Here is a 14,590-nt window from a genome sequence, read left to right as displayed (position 1 = left end):
GGTTCCGGGGCGCGGGCGGGGTATCTTTAGGTGCGTTTTCGTCAGGAAGGCAAACGGTCATGGCTCGGAAACTGACACCGCACTTCGCCGATGTGCAGGCGCACTACGACCTGTCCGACGACTTCTTCCGGCTGTTCCTGGACCCCAGCCAGACCTACAGTTGCGCGTACTTCGAGCGCGACGACATGACGCTGGAGGAAGCGCAGCTCGCCAAGATCGACCTGGCGCTGGGCAAGCTCGGCCTGCAACCGGGCATGACGCTGCTCGACGTCGGCTGCGGCTGGGGTGCCACCATGCGCCGCGCGGTCGAGAAGTACGACGTGAACGTCGTCGGCCTGACGTTGTCGAAGAACCAGGCCGCGCACGTGCAGAAGTCGTTCGACGAAATGGACAACCCCCGGAGCAAGCAGGTGCTGCTGGCCGGCTGGGAGCAGTTCGACGAGCCCGTCGACCGCATCGTGTCGATCGGCGCGTTCGAGCACTTCGGCCATGATCGCTACGACGACTTCTTCACGATGGCTTACAACGTGCTGCCCGATGACGGCGTGATGCTGCTGCACACGATCACCGGATTGACCGGGCCGCAGATCGTCGAACGCGGCATCCCGCTGACGTTCGAGATGGCCCGCTTCATCAAGTTCATCGTCACCGAGATCTTCCCGGGCGGGCGGCTACCGTCCATCGAGAAGGTCGAGGACCACTCGTCGAAGCACGGTTTCCGGTTGACCCGGCGCCAATCGCTGCAGCCGCACTACGCCAGGACCCTCGATCTGTGGGCGGCGGCGCTGGAAGCGCACAAGGACGAGGCCATCGAGATCCAGTCCGAAGAGGTCTACGAGCGATACATGAAATACCTGACCGGCTGCGCCAACGCGTTCCGGGTCGGCTACATCGACGTCAACCAATTCACCCTGGAGAAGTAGCGTCGCGCGCGCACCCGGACGGGTGGCGGGTCGGCCATCGAGAAACCTGGTGGCATCGCGGCTCAAATCCGATAGCCGCGTCCGGCCAGGTGTAGGGTCCCCCAGATGGCCTCCCCGCCGGGACGCCATGCCACCGGGGGGATATATGTCTAAAAGTTCGGCTAGCGCCACACGGATGCGATCCAACGAGGCCGACGTTCGAGCGCACTACGACCTCTCCAACGAATTCTTCGCGCTGTTCCAGGACCCGACTCGCACCTACAGCTGCGCATACTTCCCCAGCGAAGGCATGTCGCTGCAGGAGGCGCAGGTCGCGAAGCTGGATATGACGCTGGACAAGCTGGGACTGGAGCCGGGGATGACCCTGCTCGACATCGGTTGCGGCTGGGGTTCGGTGATGAAGCGCGCCGTGGAGAAGTACGACGTCAATGTGGTCGGGTTGACCCTGTCTCGAAATCAGCACTCCTACTGCCAGGAGGTGCTCGACACGATCGACTCCGACCGCACCCACCGGGCACTGCTGACCGACTGGGCGGAGTTCACCGAACCGGTCGACCGGATCGTCATCATCGAGGCGCTCGAGCACTTCGGCTTCGAACGCTACGACGACTTCTTCAGGTTCGCTCACAACGCCATGCCATCGGACGGCGTGATGCTGCTGCACGCAATCACCGCGTTGCATCCCAAGCAGATGACGGAGCGCGGCATCCCGGTGACCATCGAGATGGCGAAGTTCATCCGGTTCATCCTGAACGACATCTTCCCGGGGGGCCGGCTGCCGTCCATCGAGAAGGTGGAAGAGCACTCCGCGAAGGTGGGTTTCGGCGTCACCCGCCGCCAGTCGTTGCAGTCCGACTTCGCAACAACCCTCGACCTGTGGGCCCAGGCTCTGGAGGACCACAAAGCCCAGGCCGTCGAGATCCAATCCGAAGAGGTCTACGAGCGGTACATCAAATTCCTGACCGGCTGCGCCAGGGCGTTCCGCATGGGCTATATCGATTGCAACCAGTTCACGCTGGAAAAGTAGACTGATGGGTCGGGCCGCCGGGGGGCCTGGCGTAAAGCGCCACCGATAGTTAAGCAGCCCGATTAGGTGTGGGTATCGTTGCCGGTCAATCGGGTGACGACGGGCAATGGGTTTAAGGCAGTGAATTCAGGAGAATTAAACGCAAATGGCAGAGCAACCGACTAGTGCGACGAAGATCCGAACGCGTTCGGAAGACATCCAGGCGCACTACGACGTCTCCGACGATTTCTTCGCGCTGTTCCAGGACCCCACCCGGACCTACAGTTGCGCGTACTTCGAGCCGTCCGACCTGACCCTCGAAGAGGCTCAATACGCAAAGATCGACCTCAACCTGGACAAGCTGGACCTCAAACCCGGCATGACCCTGCTGGACATCGGCTGCGGGTGGGGCACCACCATGCGCCGCGCCGTGGAGCGCTACGACGTCAACGTCATCGGCCTGACCCTGTCGAAGAATCAGCACGCCCGCTGCGAGCAGGTGCTGGGCGGACTAGACACCAACCGCACGCGCGAGGTGCGGCTGCAGAACTGGGAAGACTTCACCGAGCCCGTTGACCGGATCGTGTCGATCGAGGCGTTCGAGCACTTCGGGCACGAGAACTACGACGACTTCTTCAAGCGGACGTTCGACATCATGCCCGACGACGGCCGGATGACCGTGCAAAGTAGCGTCAGCTATCACCCCTACAACCTGAACGCCCGCGGCAAGAAGCTGACCTTCGAGACCGTGCGCTTCATCAAGTTCATCGTCACCGAGATCTTCCCGGGCGGACGCCTGCCGACCACCGAGATGATGGTCGAGCACGGCGAGAAGGCGGGTTTTGTTGTCCCCGAACCGTTTTCACTGCGCGCCCACTACGTCAAGACGCTGCACATCTGGGGTGACACGCTGGAGTCCAACAAGGACAAGGCCATCGAGGTCACGTCCGAAGAGGTCTACGAGCGCTACATGAAGTATCTACGCGGCTGCGAGCACTACTTCGGCGACGAGATGCTGGACTGCAGCCTGGTGACCTACCTCAAGCCGGGTGCCGCAAACTAGTAGAGGCCTCGTTGGCCTGATTTTCTCCGCGCTGTCGGATTAGGGCTGCGTCGTTCGTCGGATAGGTAGAGAGTGGAGCACGAGGCTTCGCTCGCTATCGGAGGTGACGAACATGCAGTATTTCGCGCTGTTGATCAGCAAAGAGCAAGACCGCACACCCGACGACCCGGCCACCGCGATGGCGGCGTGGGAGAGCTTCCACGCCAAGGCCGGCCCGGCGATCAAGTCCGGAGACGCGCTGGCGCCCGCCGCCGGCGCGGCGGTCATCACCGGCGGCCCGGACACCCGAGTGGTCACCGATGGCCCGTTCGCCGAGTCCGCCGAGGTGGCCTGCGGCTATTACGTGTTCGAAGCGGAAAACCTCGACGAGGCGCTTGCCCTGGCGCGCGATATCCCGCTCGCCACGTATGGGGCCGTCGAGGTGTGGCCCGCGGTCCACGCGCTGGAGCCGTCCCGCCCGCTCACCGGCAACGACTGGCTGGCGCTGCTGCTGGAACCGGCCGAGAAGGCACACACCCCCGGCACGCCGGAATGGGACGCGGTGGCGGCCAAGCACGCGGACCTGCACGCGGCCGCCGGCGACCACATTGTCGGCGGCGCCGCGTTGCATGATCGGTCCACCGCGACGACCGTGCGGGTGCGCGACGGCGAGGTCCTGATCACCGACGGGCCCTATGTGGAAGGCGCCGAAATCGCCACCGGCATTTACCTATTGGGTGCGGCGGATCGCGACGAGGCCATCAAGATCGCGTCGATGATTCCCGCCTCGACGGTGCAGTTGCGGCAGCTCGCGGGAATCTCGGGACTCTAACCGTCCGCAATGACCAACCTGGACGGCGTCTTCCGCCGGGAATGGGGTCCCGCCGTCGCCGCGCTCGCGCGATGGTCCGGAGACCTCACCGTCGCCGAAGACGCCGTCCAGGAGGCCTGCGCCGAGGCGCTGCGCAACTGGCCCCGCGACGGTGTGCCCGACAGCCCCGGCGGGTGGTTGGTAACCGTTGCGCGCAACCGTGCCCGGGATCGGCTGCGCCGCGAATCTGTTCGTCCCGGAAAGGAATTGGCGGCGTTCGTGGACGAGATCAAGGCCCGCACCGAGCACACCGATCCGCATCCGGTTCGCGACGACGAGCTGCGGATGATGTTCACCTGTGCCCATCCGGCACTGGACCGGCAGTCGCAACTGGCGCTGACGCTGCGGCTGGTGTCCGGATTGACCGTCGCCGAGATCGCCCGGGCTCTGTTGCAGACGGACACCGCCGTCGGTCAACGAATCACCCGCGCCAAGAACAAGATTCGTCACGCCAACATCCCGCTGCGGGTACCACCTGCGCAACTGCTGCCCGAACGGACACCACACGTGCTCGGTTGTATCTATTCGGTCTTCACCGAGGGGTATTGGTCGACGACCGGTTCGAAGGCGATCCGCGACGAATTGTGCGACGAGGGCGTCCGGCTGGCCGGCGAGTTGTGCGCGCTGATGCCGATCGAGCGTGAGGCCCACGCCTTGGCCGCGCTGACCCTGCTGCACGACTCGCGGCGAGCGACGCGGATCGACCACAGCGGGATGCTGGTGCCATTGGAAGATCAGGACCGCAGCAAGTGGGACCGCGGCCGCATCGCGCGCGGGCTGGACCGGTTGCGGACGGCCGAGGGTTCGACAGGCCCGTATCTGCCCCAGGCCGTGATCGCCGCGGTGCACGCGACAGCGCCGTCATGGGAGCAGACCGACTGGGTCACCATTTGCGCGGCCTACGATCGGCTGCTGGAGCTGACGGGTTCGCCGGTGGCGGGCGCCAACCGCGCAATGGCGGTGGGCTTGCGCGACGGCCCCGAGGCCGGGCTTTTGGCGCTGGACGAGGTGGCGCGCGATCCCCGGCTGACCCGCTCGAATCTGGTCGCGACGGTAAGGGCCGATCTGCTGCGGCGCGCCGGACGGCCCGCCGAAGCGCTCACCTGGTATCGAACGGCGTTGGAGGCAGGCGGATCTGAGTCGGGGCGCGACTTCCTGCGACGACGTATCGCCGAGTGTGGGGGCTAACTCGCGCCGAACGCATCGACGCTCGACGTGAAGTGACTAGGCCTCGGTGAAGTTACGGGTGACGGCCGGGTCGACCGGAATGCCCGGGCCGGTGGTCGTCGACACGGTGATCTTCTTCAGGTAGCGACCCTTCGACGACGACGGCTTGAGCCGCAGCACCTCGTCGATCGCGGCGCCGTAGTTCTCCGCGAGGTTCTTCTCGTCGAACGACGCCTTGCCGATCACGAAGTGCAGGTTGGCCTGCTTGTCGATGCGGAAGTTGATCTTTCCGCCCTTGATGTCGTTGACGGCCTTGGCGATGTCCGGCGTCACCGTGCCGGTCTTGGGGTTCGGCATCAGGCCGCGCGGGCCGAGGATGCGCGCGATGCGACCGACCTTGGCCATCTGGTCCGGCGTGGCGATCGCGGCGTCGAACTCGAGGAAGCCGCCCTGGATCTTCTCGATCAGGTCGTCGCTGCCCACGATGTCGGCACCCGCGGCGGTGGCCTCTTCGGCCTTGTCACCGACGGCGAACACCGCGACCCGGGCCGTCTTACCGGTGCCGTGCGGGAGGTTGACCGTGCCACGGACCATCTGGTCCGCCTTGCGCGGGTCGACGCCGAGCCGGATCGCCACCTCGACGGTCGAGTCCTGCTTCGTCGAGCCCGTCTCCTTGGCGAGCTTGGCCGCCTGAAGCGGGGTGTACAGGTTGTCGCGATCCACCTTCTCGGCGGCCGCGCGGTATGCCTTGCTGTTCTTGCTCATTGATCGATCCAATCTGTGTTGGGGTCGTGGTTATTCGGGCCGAAGCCAGCCCTCCCACGGGGTGGAGCTGAGGGTTATGCAGATCTATTCAACGGTGATGCCCATCGACCGGGCGGTACCGGCGATGATCTTGGCGGCAGCGTCGATGTCGTTGGCGTTGAGATCGGTCTTCTTGGTCTCGGCGATCTCGCGGACCTGGTCCCAGGTGACCTTGGCGACCTTGGTCTTGTGCGGCTCGGCCGAGCCCTTGCCGACGCCGGCGGCCTTCAACAGCAGCTTCGCGGCGGGCGGCGTCTTGAGCGCGAAGGTGAAGCTGCGGTCTTCGTAGACCGTGATCTCCACCGGGATCACATTGCCGCGCTGGCTTTCCGTCGCGGCGTTGTATGCCTTGCAGAACTCCATGATGTTCACACCGTGCTGGCCGAGCGCGGGTCCCACCGGCGGCGCAGGGTTTGCCTGTCCCGCCACGATCTGGAGCTTGATCAGCCCAACGACTTTCTTCTTCGGGGCCATGAGATTTTGACGTTCCTTCCTGGTTTATGCATCCAGCCGTTCCGGCGAACGGGATGGCTGGCTAGATCTTGGAGACTTGGGTAAAGGTGAGTTCCACCGGTGTTTCGCGGCCGAAGATCGACACCAACACCTTGAGCTTCTGCTGTTCGGCGTTGACCTCGTTGATCGTGGCCGGCAACGTCGCGAACGGCCCGTCCATGACCGTCACCGATTCACCCACCTCGTAGTCGACCTCCACGACCGGGCGTTCCAGCCCACCGGCCTCAGCGGTCGCGGCGGCGGCGGTCGTACCGCCCTTGACGGGCTTCTTCGCCGAACCGGGCGGCAGCAAGAACTTCACCACGTCGTCGAGCTTGAGCGCCGAGGGACGCGACGTCGCGCCGACGAATCCCGTCACGCCCGGGGTGTTGCGCACCGCGGCCCACGAGTCGTCGGTCAGGTCCATGCGCACCAGGATGTAGCCCGGCAGCACCTTGCGGTTGACCTGCTTACGCTGGCCGTTCTTGATCTCGGTGACCTCTTCGGTGGGTACCTCCACCTGGAAGATGTAGTCGCCGACGTCGAGGTTCTGCACGCGGGTCTCGAGGTTGGCCTTCACCTTGTTCTCGTACCCCGCGTACGAATGGATGACGTACCAGTCGCCGGGCTTGCTGCGCAGGTCCGCCTTCAGGGCGGCGGCAGGGTCCTCGTCGGCCGCCTCGGCCGACTCCGCGGGCGCTGCCGGGGCCGGGGCAGCCGCGGGGTCCTCGGTGGTCTCAGGGGCCTCGACGACCTCGGCAGGCTCTTCTACGTCGACCGCTTCACCGGCGGACGTGTCACCGTCGAAGGTAGTCACGGTTTTCAGTCCTCTCTATCTCTCTAAGCTCAGCCGAACACCAGCAGCACAAGCTTGGTCAGGCCCAAATCAGCCAGGCCGACCAGCGCCACCATGAAGGCGAGGAACACCAGCACCACGGAGGTGTAGGTGAGCATCTGCTTGCGGTTCGGCCAGATCACCTTCCGCATCTCCGCAACGACCTGCTTGAGGTAGTTGTAGACGAAGACGAACGGATTGGCCGTGCGGTCCCCGGGTTTCTTCGGCTTCTTGGTCTTCTTGGCGGCGGCCTTTTTGGCGGCGGACTTCTTGGAGTCCTCGGCATCGTCCGACGACTCGACGTCGACGTCGTCCCCGGCATCCGCCACCCGCTGCCGGGACCGCTTGCCGGTTGGCCGTTGCGGACGCGTCGCAGGCTTGGTCACCACGGCTGTCCGGCCACCGCTGGCGCTGTCGTCGGTGTCACCGCCGTCGCGTGCGGCGTCGTTGGCAGCAGGGACGTCGAGGCCCTCGTCGCTCACCGCATGCTCCTTTGTTCGCTCGCTATCTCGCGATTCGTTCCGTGCTGACCGGTCAGTGTCCAGCATGGCACGTCTTCTGGCGTCCGACTCCTCCTCAGGCCGTTGCGGCCAGCGTCGTCGTCGCACGTTTCGCCTTTTGCAGGGGCGACAGGACTTGAACCTGCAACCTGCGGTTTTGGAGACCGCTGCTCTGCCAGTTGAGCTACGCCCCTTCGCGGTTGGCAGGCCAACCTGCGCTTACCTTCCGGGGCCTACATGACGCGCGCGCTCTCCGTTCGGTATCGCCGAACCTATGGACAGCGCGCTGTAATGGGAAAACCCCGAGGTCCGAGTGTACATCGGCACGGGAGTCAGATACTAATTACGCGGTCCTGACGACCTGCCCGGATTCGTGGTCCCATCTGAGCTTAACGGGATCATCGTCGTTCGATTCGTCCCGGTATTGCCCCATCAACGTCGTGTAGGCCACCATCACGACCTCACCGTTGTCGTCGGTGCAGATGTTCTTGGTAACGACGATGTCGGCGCCGAATCGCTCGTTGACCGACTCGACGTCCATCCGGCCCCACAGCTTGTCGCCCGCCTGGACCGCCCTGTTGAAGACGAAGCGCTGCTCGACCTGGACAATCACCAGGCTTTCCATACCCAGATCGACGTGGCGGAAGAAATCCAGCTGGACGTACTTGGCGAAGATCGTGACGAGGGTCAGCGGGGCAAGGATCGAGTCGTAACCGAGTTCGGCCGCCGCGGCTTCCTCGTAGAAGGCCGGGTGCTCGTTCTTGATGGCCCGGGCGAACTCACGAATCTGCTCACGGCCTACCACGAAGTAGTCCGGGTACCGCCAGATCATGCCGCGAATATCAGTCTTGAGCGCCATGGGTTACGCCAACTTGGCCGACGCGACTGCCCGTCCGAAGATCTTTTTACCGCCGGTGGTCGCGCTGATCGCGATGGTCACCGACTTGGTCTCCGGGTCAGCCGACTTGACCCGGCCGCTGAATACCAGCTCAGCGCCCTTGCCGTCGTTGGGCACCGGCACCACGGCCGTGAACCGCACGTTGTACTCGGTGACGGCACCGGGGTCCCCGACCCACGACGTGACATAGCCGCCGCCGATCCCCATCGTGAGCATGCCGTGCGCGATCGCGGTGTCCAGCCCGACAACCTTGGCGATCTCGTCGTCCCAGTGGATCGGGTTCAAGTCCCCCGACACTCCCGCGTAGTTCACCAGATCCTGGCGCGTGAGCGGGTAGGTCTTCTCCGGAAGCTGGTCGCCCACCTTCACCGAGCTGAACTCACGCAGTGGCATCAGTAAATCCCTCTTCTCCGTTCTCACCGGCACGGCCCGCCAGGGTCGTGTAGGTCTCCTGCACGATGTCACCGGCCTCGTCGGTGATGATGTTCTTAGTCACGACGATCTGGGTACCGTGCGAGATGCGCATCGAGTCCACGTACACGTCGCAGTAGAGCCGGTCGCCCGCGACGAGCGGCTTGAAGTACTTGAGAATCTGGTCGACCTGGACGATCTGCGCGTCGGTGACGGCGATATTGGCGTGCTTGAAGAACGCCGACTGCGCCTGGTAGCCGAACACGCAGCAGAACGTCAACGGCGCCAGCAGCCCCTTGTAGCCGAGCTCGGCAGCAGCCTCCTCCTGGGAGAAGTAGGCGTCGTTGTTCTGCACGGCGACCGCGTACTCGCGGATTTTTTCCCGCTCCACCTCGTAGTAGTCGGGATACCGGTAATGCATCCCGACTAGGTCTCTGGTCAACGGCACGGCTTCAAAACCTACCTGGTCAATTTCAGCTAAACGGCTAGAGATAATTAGCGCGTCTCGCGGTGCGCCTGGTGCTGGCCGCAGTTCGGGCAGAACTTCTTCAGCTCTAGCCGGTCCGGGTCGTTGCGGCGGTTCTTCTTGGTGATGTAGTTGCGGTGTTTGCACACCTCGCAGGCCAAAGTGATCTTCGGCCGCACATCGGTACTGGAAGCCATTTCGATTCTCTTTCACACGTCACGTTGTTGTGTTGTAGCGATGGCCGGACTCGAACCGGCGACCTAACGATTATGAGTCGTTCGCTCTAACCGACTGAGCTACATCGCCTCTGGTACGCGCCGTCCGCCTGTTCGGCGTCCGCCGAGCCCCCTAACGGAATCGAACCGTTGACCTTTTCCTTACCATGGAAACGCTCTACCGACTGAGCTAAGGGGGCCTGGAACCCGTAGCGGTCAGTCTTGCCTCGGGCCTAAAAGAGGGTACAGCGCGACGCGCGACCGCACCAAACCACAAGCAGGCGTTCAGCCGCCGTCGCTGTTGCGGTGTGGTTGCCATGCGCTGAGGTCGCTGAACTCGTCGTAAATGTCCTGTTGGTCGCCATCTGCGTCCTCCGCGTCGAGCAGGGTCCGCAGTGCCAGGTGCACGACCTCGCGCGCATCGGCCAGGTGATAGCGACGTATTGCCTCTTGCACCAGGTCGTCGTCAATCTCGATTTCGACCTTTTTGAGCATGGAGCAACAATACCCACGCAGCACCGACCGAACCGTTCGGCGAAAGCGCGGTTGACGGGCGGTGATGCGCCCGAATGTCAGGTCGGTTCGCCGGGTCATAGTCTGATGCGGTGACAGATTCGTCAGCGGACCGACTGTATTTCCGGCAACTGCTCTCCGGTCGCGATTTCGCCGCCGGCGACATGATGGCCGCCCAAATGCGCAATTTCGCGTATCTGATCGGTGACCGTCAGACCGGCGACTGCGTGGTGGTCGACCCGGCATATGCCGCCGGCGAGCTGGTCGACGCGGCCGAAGCCGACGGCATGCGCCTGTCCGGTGTACTGGTCACCCACCATCATCCGGACCACGTGGGTGGCTCGATGATGGGCTTCGAACTCAACGGCCTGGCCGACCTACTGGAGCGGACCAGTGTGCCGGTGCATGTGAATACCTACGAGGCGCTTTGGGTTTCGCGGGTCACCGGGATCGGCGTCGACGACCTGACCCCGCACGAGCACGGCGACAAGATCAGCATCGGCGCTATCGAGATCGAACTGTTGCACACCCCGGGCCATACGCCGGGTAGCCAGTGCTTCCTGCTGGACGGCCGGCTGGTCGCCGGTGACACCCTCTTCCTGGACGGCTGCGGGCGTACCGACTTTCCCGGTGGCGACTCCGACGAGATGTACCGCAGCCTGCAGCAGCTGGCGGCGCTGCCCGGCGACCCGACCGTTTTTCCGGGGCACTGGTATTCCACCGACCCGAGCGCGTCGCTGGCCGAGGTCAAGCGTTCGAACTACGTGTATCGCGCCACCAACCTGGATCAGTGGCGAATGTTGATGGGCGGCTGAGTAATAGCCATGTAGTAGCCATCGTCATTGCGATTCCGCAGCCGGGCCAGCAGAATTTCGGGTGCACATCGCTGTGATATAAGCGGAGGGATGGATTCCATGGGGTGGATCCAGGGCAGCTGGCACGGGTTCACCGATGTTGAGTCCAGCATCTGGTTGGCATGGGCGGCGTGGGCGGCGATTGCGCTCGGCGTGATCGCCCTGGTCTTTGCCAATCATCAGATCAGCCGCAACCGCCGACTGGCCTCCGAGCAGACTCGGCCCCATGTGGGCATGCTGATGGAGCCGCACGCCGCGGACTGGCACGTGATCGAGCTGGTCGTCCGCAATTTCGGCCGTACCGCCGCCTACGACATCCGCTTTTCCTTTGCGAGTCCGCCGACGGTGGCCGAATACGAGAACTCCACCGACGGCTATGCCGAAGTGGTCGAACTGCAGCTGCCCAGCGAATTGCCGGTACTCGCGCCCGGTCAGGAGTGGCGGATGGTCTGGGATTCCGCTCTCGACCGTGGCGAAATCGGCGGCGGCATCGAATCTCGCTTCACCGGGAAGGTGGTCTACTACGACCGCCCCGACAAGCCGCGCGGGTGGCGGTTCTGGGAGCGCGAGCGCCAGCCGCTGGAGACCAACGTGGTGCTGGACTGGGATGCCTTGCCGCCGGTGCAGCGCATCGAGTTGATGACGACGCACGACCTGGCCAAGCGGGAAAAGCAGAAACTGGAACTACTACGCAGCCTGCTGACCTACTTCCACTACGCGAGCAAGGAAACGCGCGCCGACGTGTTCCGCACCGAGATCGAACGAATCAACAACGCGGTGGCCGAAACTCAGGATCGCTGGCGTGCCCGGCAGCTCGACGCACCGACCGACGTCGGTCTGCGCTGGGGCAATTCCCAAAACGATCTCGGTAAACACCGAGGCGAGCACGTCTAAGCGTCCACGTCTTAAGGAGCTACGCATGAGCGGTCCGGTCACCTACAGCCGCAAGGACACCGTCGCGGTCATCAGGATGGACGACGGCAAGGTCAACGCGCTGGGCCCGACCATGCAGGCGGCAATCAACGAGGCGATCGACCAGGCCGACAGCGACAACGTCGGCGCGCTGGTACTCACCGGCAACGACCGGGTATTCAGCGGCGGGTTCGACCTCAAGATCCTGACCTCCGGCGAGGCGCAGCCCGCGATCGACATGCTCAGGGGCGGCTTCGAGTTGTCGTACCGGCTGCTGTCCTACCCGAAGCCGGTGGTGATCGCCTGCACCGGGCACGCCATCGCGATGGGCTCGTTCCTGTTGGCTTCCGGTGATCACCGGATCGCCGCCCACGCCTACAACATCCAGGCCAACGAGGTCGCGATCGGCATGACGATCCCCTATGCCGCGCTGGAGATCATGAAGCTGCGGCTGACGCGTTCGGCGTATCAGCAAGCCACCGGGCTGGCCAAGACCTTCTTCGGTGAAACCGCCCTTGCCGCAGGCTTTGTCGACGAGATCGTGTTGCCCGAGATGGTGGTCAGTCGTGCCGAGGAAGCCGCAAAGGAATTCGCGGGCCTGCACCAACACGCCCACGCCGCAACGAAATTGCGCGCGCGTGCCGACACGCTCAAAGCGCTGCGCGCCGGAATCGACGGCATAGAAGCCGAATTCGGCCTGTAGGGAGGAGGCGATGCGGCTGCCCCGGCAACCGCCTCCCCTCCTGTCGCCTCCTCCACCGCAGAGTGTGGCACGACGGCGTCCGGCCGTCACTTCACCCTGAGACCGCCGCGTCAGACGGCCCAGCGGAACCGTTTGAGGTACGCCGCCCAGTCCCACGTCAGCAAGAACTCCTGCGCCGCCTCATAGCCCTTTTGATACAGCGCCTCGAGGCGATCCGCGCCGATATCGAAGTCGAGGACGCCCACATCGGTCGATTCGACCGGGATCGCGCGGGCTGCGACCCACGGCTGGTTGAGGTGGGTCTGATCGTGGCCGGTCAGCATCGTGGTGAGCAGGCTTTCCAGCAACGCCGTCTGTTCGAAAAGCCGTAGCGGTTTCAGCGCGGGCATCACCGCACTGAAACCCTCGTTAAGGCGGGGCAAGACCGTGACCCCGAACGTCGGCCAGCGCGGTACTTTTCCGTCGAAGCGGTCAAACGTGTCGATCGGGAAGTTCGACAGCACACCGCCGTCGACGAGGGTGGACGTTGCCCCGCTGAGGCCGCGCAGCTTGACCGGGGGGTAGAAGAACGGGATCGCCATCGACGCGCGTACGGCGTCGGCAACCAGCTGCTCATCGGGATCTAGCCCGTAGAGCCGTCGGTAGTCCCAGGGCAGCCGCACCAACTGCGCCGCGGTCAAGTCGGCGACGGTGACGACGAGCTTGTGACGCGGCCTGTCGGGCATCGTGCGCTCATCGAGGTGCAGATCTCCGAAGTAGGTGACGCCCAGGTTCTTCAGCTCGCTGCGAATCCAGTCGTGCGCGGCGTCACCCCGAAACATGCTGGTGTCCCTGACAAGTCCCCACGCGGCACCGAGAATCGGGACGGGTCCCGAGTCGCGCCACTGGCTCAGCGGCGCCGACAGCGCGAGCTCCTTGACCTCTTCGCCCGTCAGCTGCTCGCCCTTGGACGCGGCCGCCAGGATCGCACCGACCACCGATCCGGCCGACACGCCCGACACCCGCGGGAACGTATAGCCCGCGTCCATCAGGGCGACGATGGCACCCACCAGACCGATGAACTTGACGCCCCCGCCGGACAGAACGAGATCAGCGGATTTCGACTGCCGGCTCGCCATCAGTCGTCCTGCGCCGAAACCCAGTCGTAGGCAAGGTATTTGCCGTCGAAAGTCACGACGACGCGATCGCCGGCGGGGTGAGGCTTACGCTGCAGGTCGACGCTGAAGTTGATCGCGCTCATAATGCCGTCGCCGAACTGCTCGTGGATGACCTCCTTGATGGCACCGCCGTACACCTGAAGCGCTTCGTAGAACCGGTAGATGGTGGGGTCGGTCGGCACTCCCCCGTTCGCGAAGGCGGGCTGTCCCCCGCGCATCGGCGGGGCGGCCAGCACCGGTACCGTCGACTCCTCGAGACCCAGCATCTCGACCAGCACCTTGCCCAGCTCGGGCGGAATCGGATGCTGGCCGAGCAACGCCGACGTGGTCCACAGCAGCGGCCGATCGATCGCGTCGGCCAGCTTCTGCCACGTGAGGCCCTTCGTCAGGCGGGCAACGACGATCTGCTCGGTGATCTCGTTTCTGTTCATCAACCCAGCATGCACTAGCACTCCTTTCGCCACGATCCGCCAAGAAGACTTCATAGCGCAGCAATATGCGGTGCGCCGCGGCGAAAGGGTTAGGTAAACAGCGCGATTGGCCGCACGTGGGAGAGGCGTGGGAGAGGTACGCTGCCAGGCGTTGGATCTTCAGCCCCGGGGGATCGGAGGCGCCATGCGGATCGTTGTCGACCTGAACCGCTGTCTGGGGTACGCGCACTGCGTGCCGCTGGCCCCGGAGGTGCTCAAGCTCAACGGGGAAGAGGCCCTCAGTTACGACCCCAACCCCGACGACGATCAGCGTCTGCGGGTGCTGCGAGCGGCGGCCGCCTGCCCGGTGCAGGCGATCATCGTCGACAAGCTCGACGGGCAGTAGTGGTC

The 14,590-nt window shown here is 64.3% G+C and carries 20 protein-coding genes and 3 tRNA genes; 9 read left to right on the top strand and 14 right to left on the bottom strand.

Going from position 1 to position 14,590, the window contains the following annotated elements:
- The first annotated feature begins 59 nt into the window (after positions 1 to 59).
- The 5 genes from mmaA2 (at position 60) to MJO58_RS04465 (ending at position 5,030) form a co-directional block, all read left to right on the top strand.
- Positions 60 to 923 carry a cyclopropane mycolic acid synthase MmaA2 gene (gene mmaA2 / locus MJO58_RS04485; RefSeq protein WP_090600242.1) on the top strand — a complete coding sequence of 288 codons (864 nt, stop codon included), beginning with the start codon at positions 60 to 62 and terminating at the stop codon, positions 921 to 923.
- A gap of 145 nt (positions 924 to 1,068) precedes the next feature.
- Positions 1,069 to 1,950 (top strand): cyclopropane mycolic acid synthase family methyltransferase, encoded by an 882-nt coding sequence (locus MJO58_RS04480; protein ID WP_090600239.1) that lies wholly within the window; start codon positions 1,069 to 1,071, stop codon positions 1,948 to 1,950.
- A 145-nt stretch (positions 1,951 to 2,095) separates the two neighbouring features.
- Positions 2,096 to 2,992, top strand: a complete 897-nt coding sequence (mmaA4, locus tag MJO58_RS04475) for a hydroxymycolate synthase MmaA4 (protein ID WP_090600232.1) — start codon at positions 2,096 to 2,098, stop codon at positions 2,990 to 2,992.
- Positions 2,993 to 3,104: 112 nt separating this feature from the next.
- The gene (locus tag MJO58_RS04470) at positions 3,105 to 3,803 is read left to right on the top strand and encodes a YciI family protein (protein ID WP_090600229.1); all 699 of its coding nucleotides are present in this window, start codon (positions 3,105 to 3,107) and stop codon (positions 3,801 to 3,803) included.
- A 9-nt stretch (positions 3,804 to 3,812) separates the two neighbouring features.
- Positions 3,813 to 5,030 carry an RNA polymerase sigma factor gene (locus MJO58_RS04465; protein WP_239722119.1) on the top strand — a complete coding sequence of 406 codons (1,218 nt, stop codon included), beginning with the start codon at positions 3,813 to 3,815 and terminating at the stop codon, positions 5,028 to 5,030.
- 36 nt (positions 5,031 to 5,066) lie between these two features.
- Here the strand turns inward: MJO58_RS04465 and rplA are convergent, their stop codons facing one another.
- The 12 genes from rplA to MJO58_RS04405 all read right to left on the bottom strand — a co-directional run bounded on the left by rplA (position 5,067) and on the right by MJO58_RS04405 (position 10,125).
- Positions 5,067 to 5,774, bottom strand: coding sequence for a 50S ribosomal protein L1 (gene rplA / locus MJO58_RS04460; RefSeq protein WP_090600221.1), 708 nt, complete (start codon positions 5,772 to 5,774; stop codon positions 5,067 to 5,069).
- 84 nt (positions 5,775 to 5,858) lie between these two features.
- Positions 5,859 to 6,287: a 50S ribosomal protein L11 gene (gene rplK, locus MJO58_RS04455; protein WP_090600218.1), complete on the bottom strand. Its 429-nt coding sequence runs from the start codon at positions 6,285 to 6,287 to the stop codon at positions 5,859 to 5,861.
- Positions 6,288 to 6,348: 61 nt separating this feature from the next.
- Positions 6,349 to 7,122, bottom strand: a complete 774-nt coding sequence (nusG, locus tag MJO58_RS04450) for a transcription termination/antitermination protein NusG (protein ID WP_090600213.1) — start codon at positions 7,120 to 7,122, stop codon at positions 6,349 to 6,351.
- A gap of 29 nt (positions 7,123 to 7,151) precedes the next feature.
- On the bottom strand, positions 7,152 to 7,622 hold the full coding sequence (gene secE / locus MJO58_RS04445) for a preprotein translocase subunit SecE (protein ID WP_175364348.1): 471 nt from the start codon (positions 7,620 to 7,622) through the stop codon (positions 7,152 to 7,154).
- Between the two features lie 139 nt (positions 7,623 to 7,761).
- A tRNA-Trp gene (locus MJO58_RS04440) sits at positions 7,762 to 7,834 on the bottom strand.
- 149 nt (positions 7,835 to 7,983) lie between these two features.
- Positions 7,984 to 8,499 (bottom strand): (3R)-hydroxyacyl-ACP dehydratase subunit HadC, encoded by a 516-nt coding sequence (hadC, locus tag MJO58_RS04435; RefSeq protein WP_090600205.1) that lies wholly within the window; start codon positions 8,497 to 8,499, stop codon positions 7,984 to 7,986.
- A 3-nt stretch (positions 8,500 to 8,502) separates the two neighbouring features.
- Positions 8,503 to 8,931, bottom strand: coding sequence for a (3R)-hydroxyacyl-ACP dehydratase subunit HadB (gene hadB / locus MJO58_RS04430; protein ID WP_090600201.1), 429 nt, complete (start codon positions 8,929 to 8,931; stop codon positions 8,503 to 8,505).
- Entirely contained in the window at positions 8,918 to 9,370 is a 453-nt protein-coding gene (gene hadA / locus MJO58_RS04425; RefSeq protein WP_420845404.1) for a (3R)-hydroxyacyl-ACP dehydratase subunit HadA, read from the bottom strand. Before hadA ends, hadB begins: the two co-directional genes overlap by 14 nt.
- Before the next feature lie 74 nt (positions 9,371 to 9,444).
- Positions 9,445 to 9,612, bottom strand: a complete 168-nt coding sequence (rpmG, locus tag MJO58_RS04420; RefSeq protein WP_112707785.1) for a 50S ribosomal protein L33 — start codon at positions 9,610 to 9,612, stop codon at positions 9,445 to 9,447.
- 35 nt (positions 9,613 to 9,647) lie between these two features.
- A tRNA-Met gene (locus tag MJO58_RS04415) sits at positions 9,648 to 9,721 on the bottom strand.
- 36 nt (positions 9,722 to 9,757) lie between these two features.
- A tRNA-Thr gene (locus MJO58_RS04410) sits at positions 9,758 to 9,830 on the bottom strand.
- 85 nt (positions 9,831 to 9,915) lie between these two features.
- Positions 9,916 to 10,125, bottom strand: a complete 210-nt coding sequence (locus MJO58_RS04405; RefSeq protein ID WP_090608463.1) for a type II toxin-antitoxin system VapB family antitoxin — start codon at positions 10,123 to 10,125, stop codon at positions 9,916 to 9,918.
- A 182-nt stretch (positions 10,126 to 10,307) separates the two neighbouring features.
- Here MJO58_RS04405 and MJO58_RS04400 point away from each other — a divergent pair, with 182 nt between their 5' ends.
- From MJO58_RS04400 to MJO58_RS04390, 3 genes are all read left to right on the top strand, one after another.
- The gene (locus MJO58_RS04400; RefSeq protein WP_239723164.1) at positions 10,308 to 10,958 is read left to right on the top strand and encodes an MBL fold metallo-hydrolase; all 651 of its coding nucleotides are present in this window, start codon (positions 10,308 to 10,310) and stop codon (positions 10,956 to 10,958) included.
- 90 nt (positions 10,959 to 11,048) lie between these two features.
- On the top strand, positions 11,049 to 11,891 hold the full coding sequence (locus tag MJO58_RS04395) for a DUF8453 domain-containing protein (protein WP_239722118.1): 843 nt from the start codon (positions 11,049 to 11,051) through the stop codon (positions 11,889 to 11,891).
- Between the two features lie 25 nt (positions 11,892 to 11,916).
- Positions 11,917 to 12,612, top strand: coding sequence for a crotonase/enoyl-CoA hydratase family protein (locus MJO58_RS04390; protein ID WP_239722117.1), 696 nt, complete (start codon positions 11,917 to 11,919; stop codon positions 12,610 to 12,612).
- 110 nt (positions 12,613 to 12,722) lie between these two features.
- On the opposite strand, the gene MJO58_RS04385 is transcribed toward MJO58_RS04390, so the two are convergent.
- Both MJO58_RS04385 and cynS read right to left on the bottom strand, forming a co-directional pair.
- Positions 12,723 to 13,730: a patatin-like phospholipase family protein gene (locus tag MJO58_RS04385; RefSeq protein ID WP_239722116.1), complete on the bottom strand. Its 1,008-nt coding sequence runs from the start codon at positions 13,728 to 13,730 to the stop codon at positions 12,723 to 12,725.
- Entirely contained in the window at positions 13,730 to 14,200 is a 471-nt protein-coding gene (gene cynS, locus MJO58_RS04380) for a cyanase (RefSeq protein ID WP_090600187.1), read from the bottom strand. The genes MJO58_RS04385 and cynS overlap by 1 nt, the downstream gene beginning before the upstream one ends.
- 184 nt (positions 14,201 to 14,384) lie before the next feature.
- On the opposite strand from cynS, the gene MJO58_RS04375 reads away from it, so the two are divergent.
- Positions 14,385 to 14,585, top strand: a complete 201-nt coding sequence (locus MJO58_RS04375) for a ferredoxin (protein WP_090600183.1) — start codon at positions 14,385 to 14,387, stop codon at positions 14,583 to 14,585.
- The last annotated feature ends 5 nt before the right edge of the window (positions 14,586 to 14,590 follow it).

The organism is Mycobacterium lentiflavum (assembly GCF_022374895.2).
Taxonomy (GTDB): domain Bacteria; phylum Actinomycetota; class Actinomycetes; order Mycobacteriales; family Mycobacteriaceae; genus Mycobacterium; species Mycobacterium lentiflavum.
This window is presented reverse-complemented; position numbering and strand designations above follow the sequence as displayed.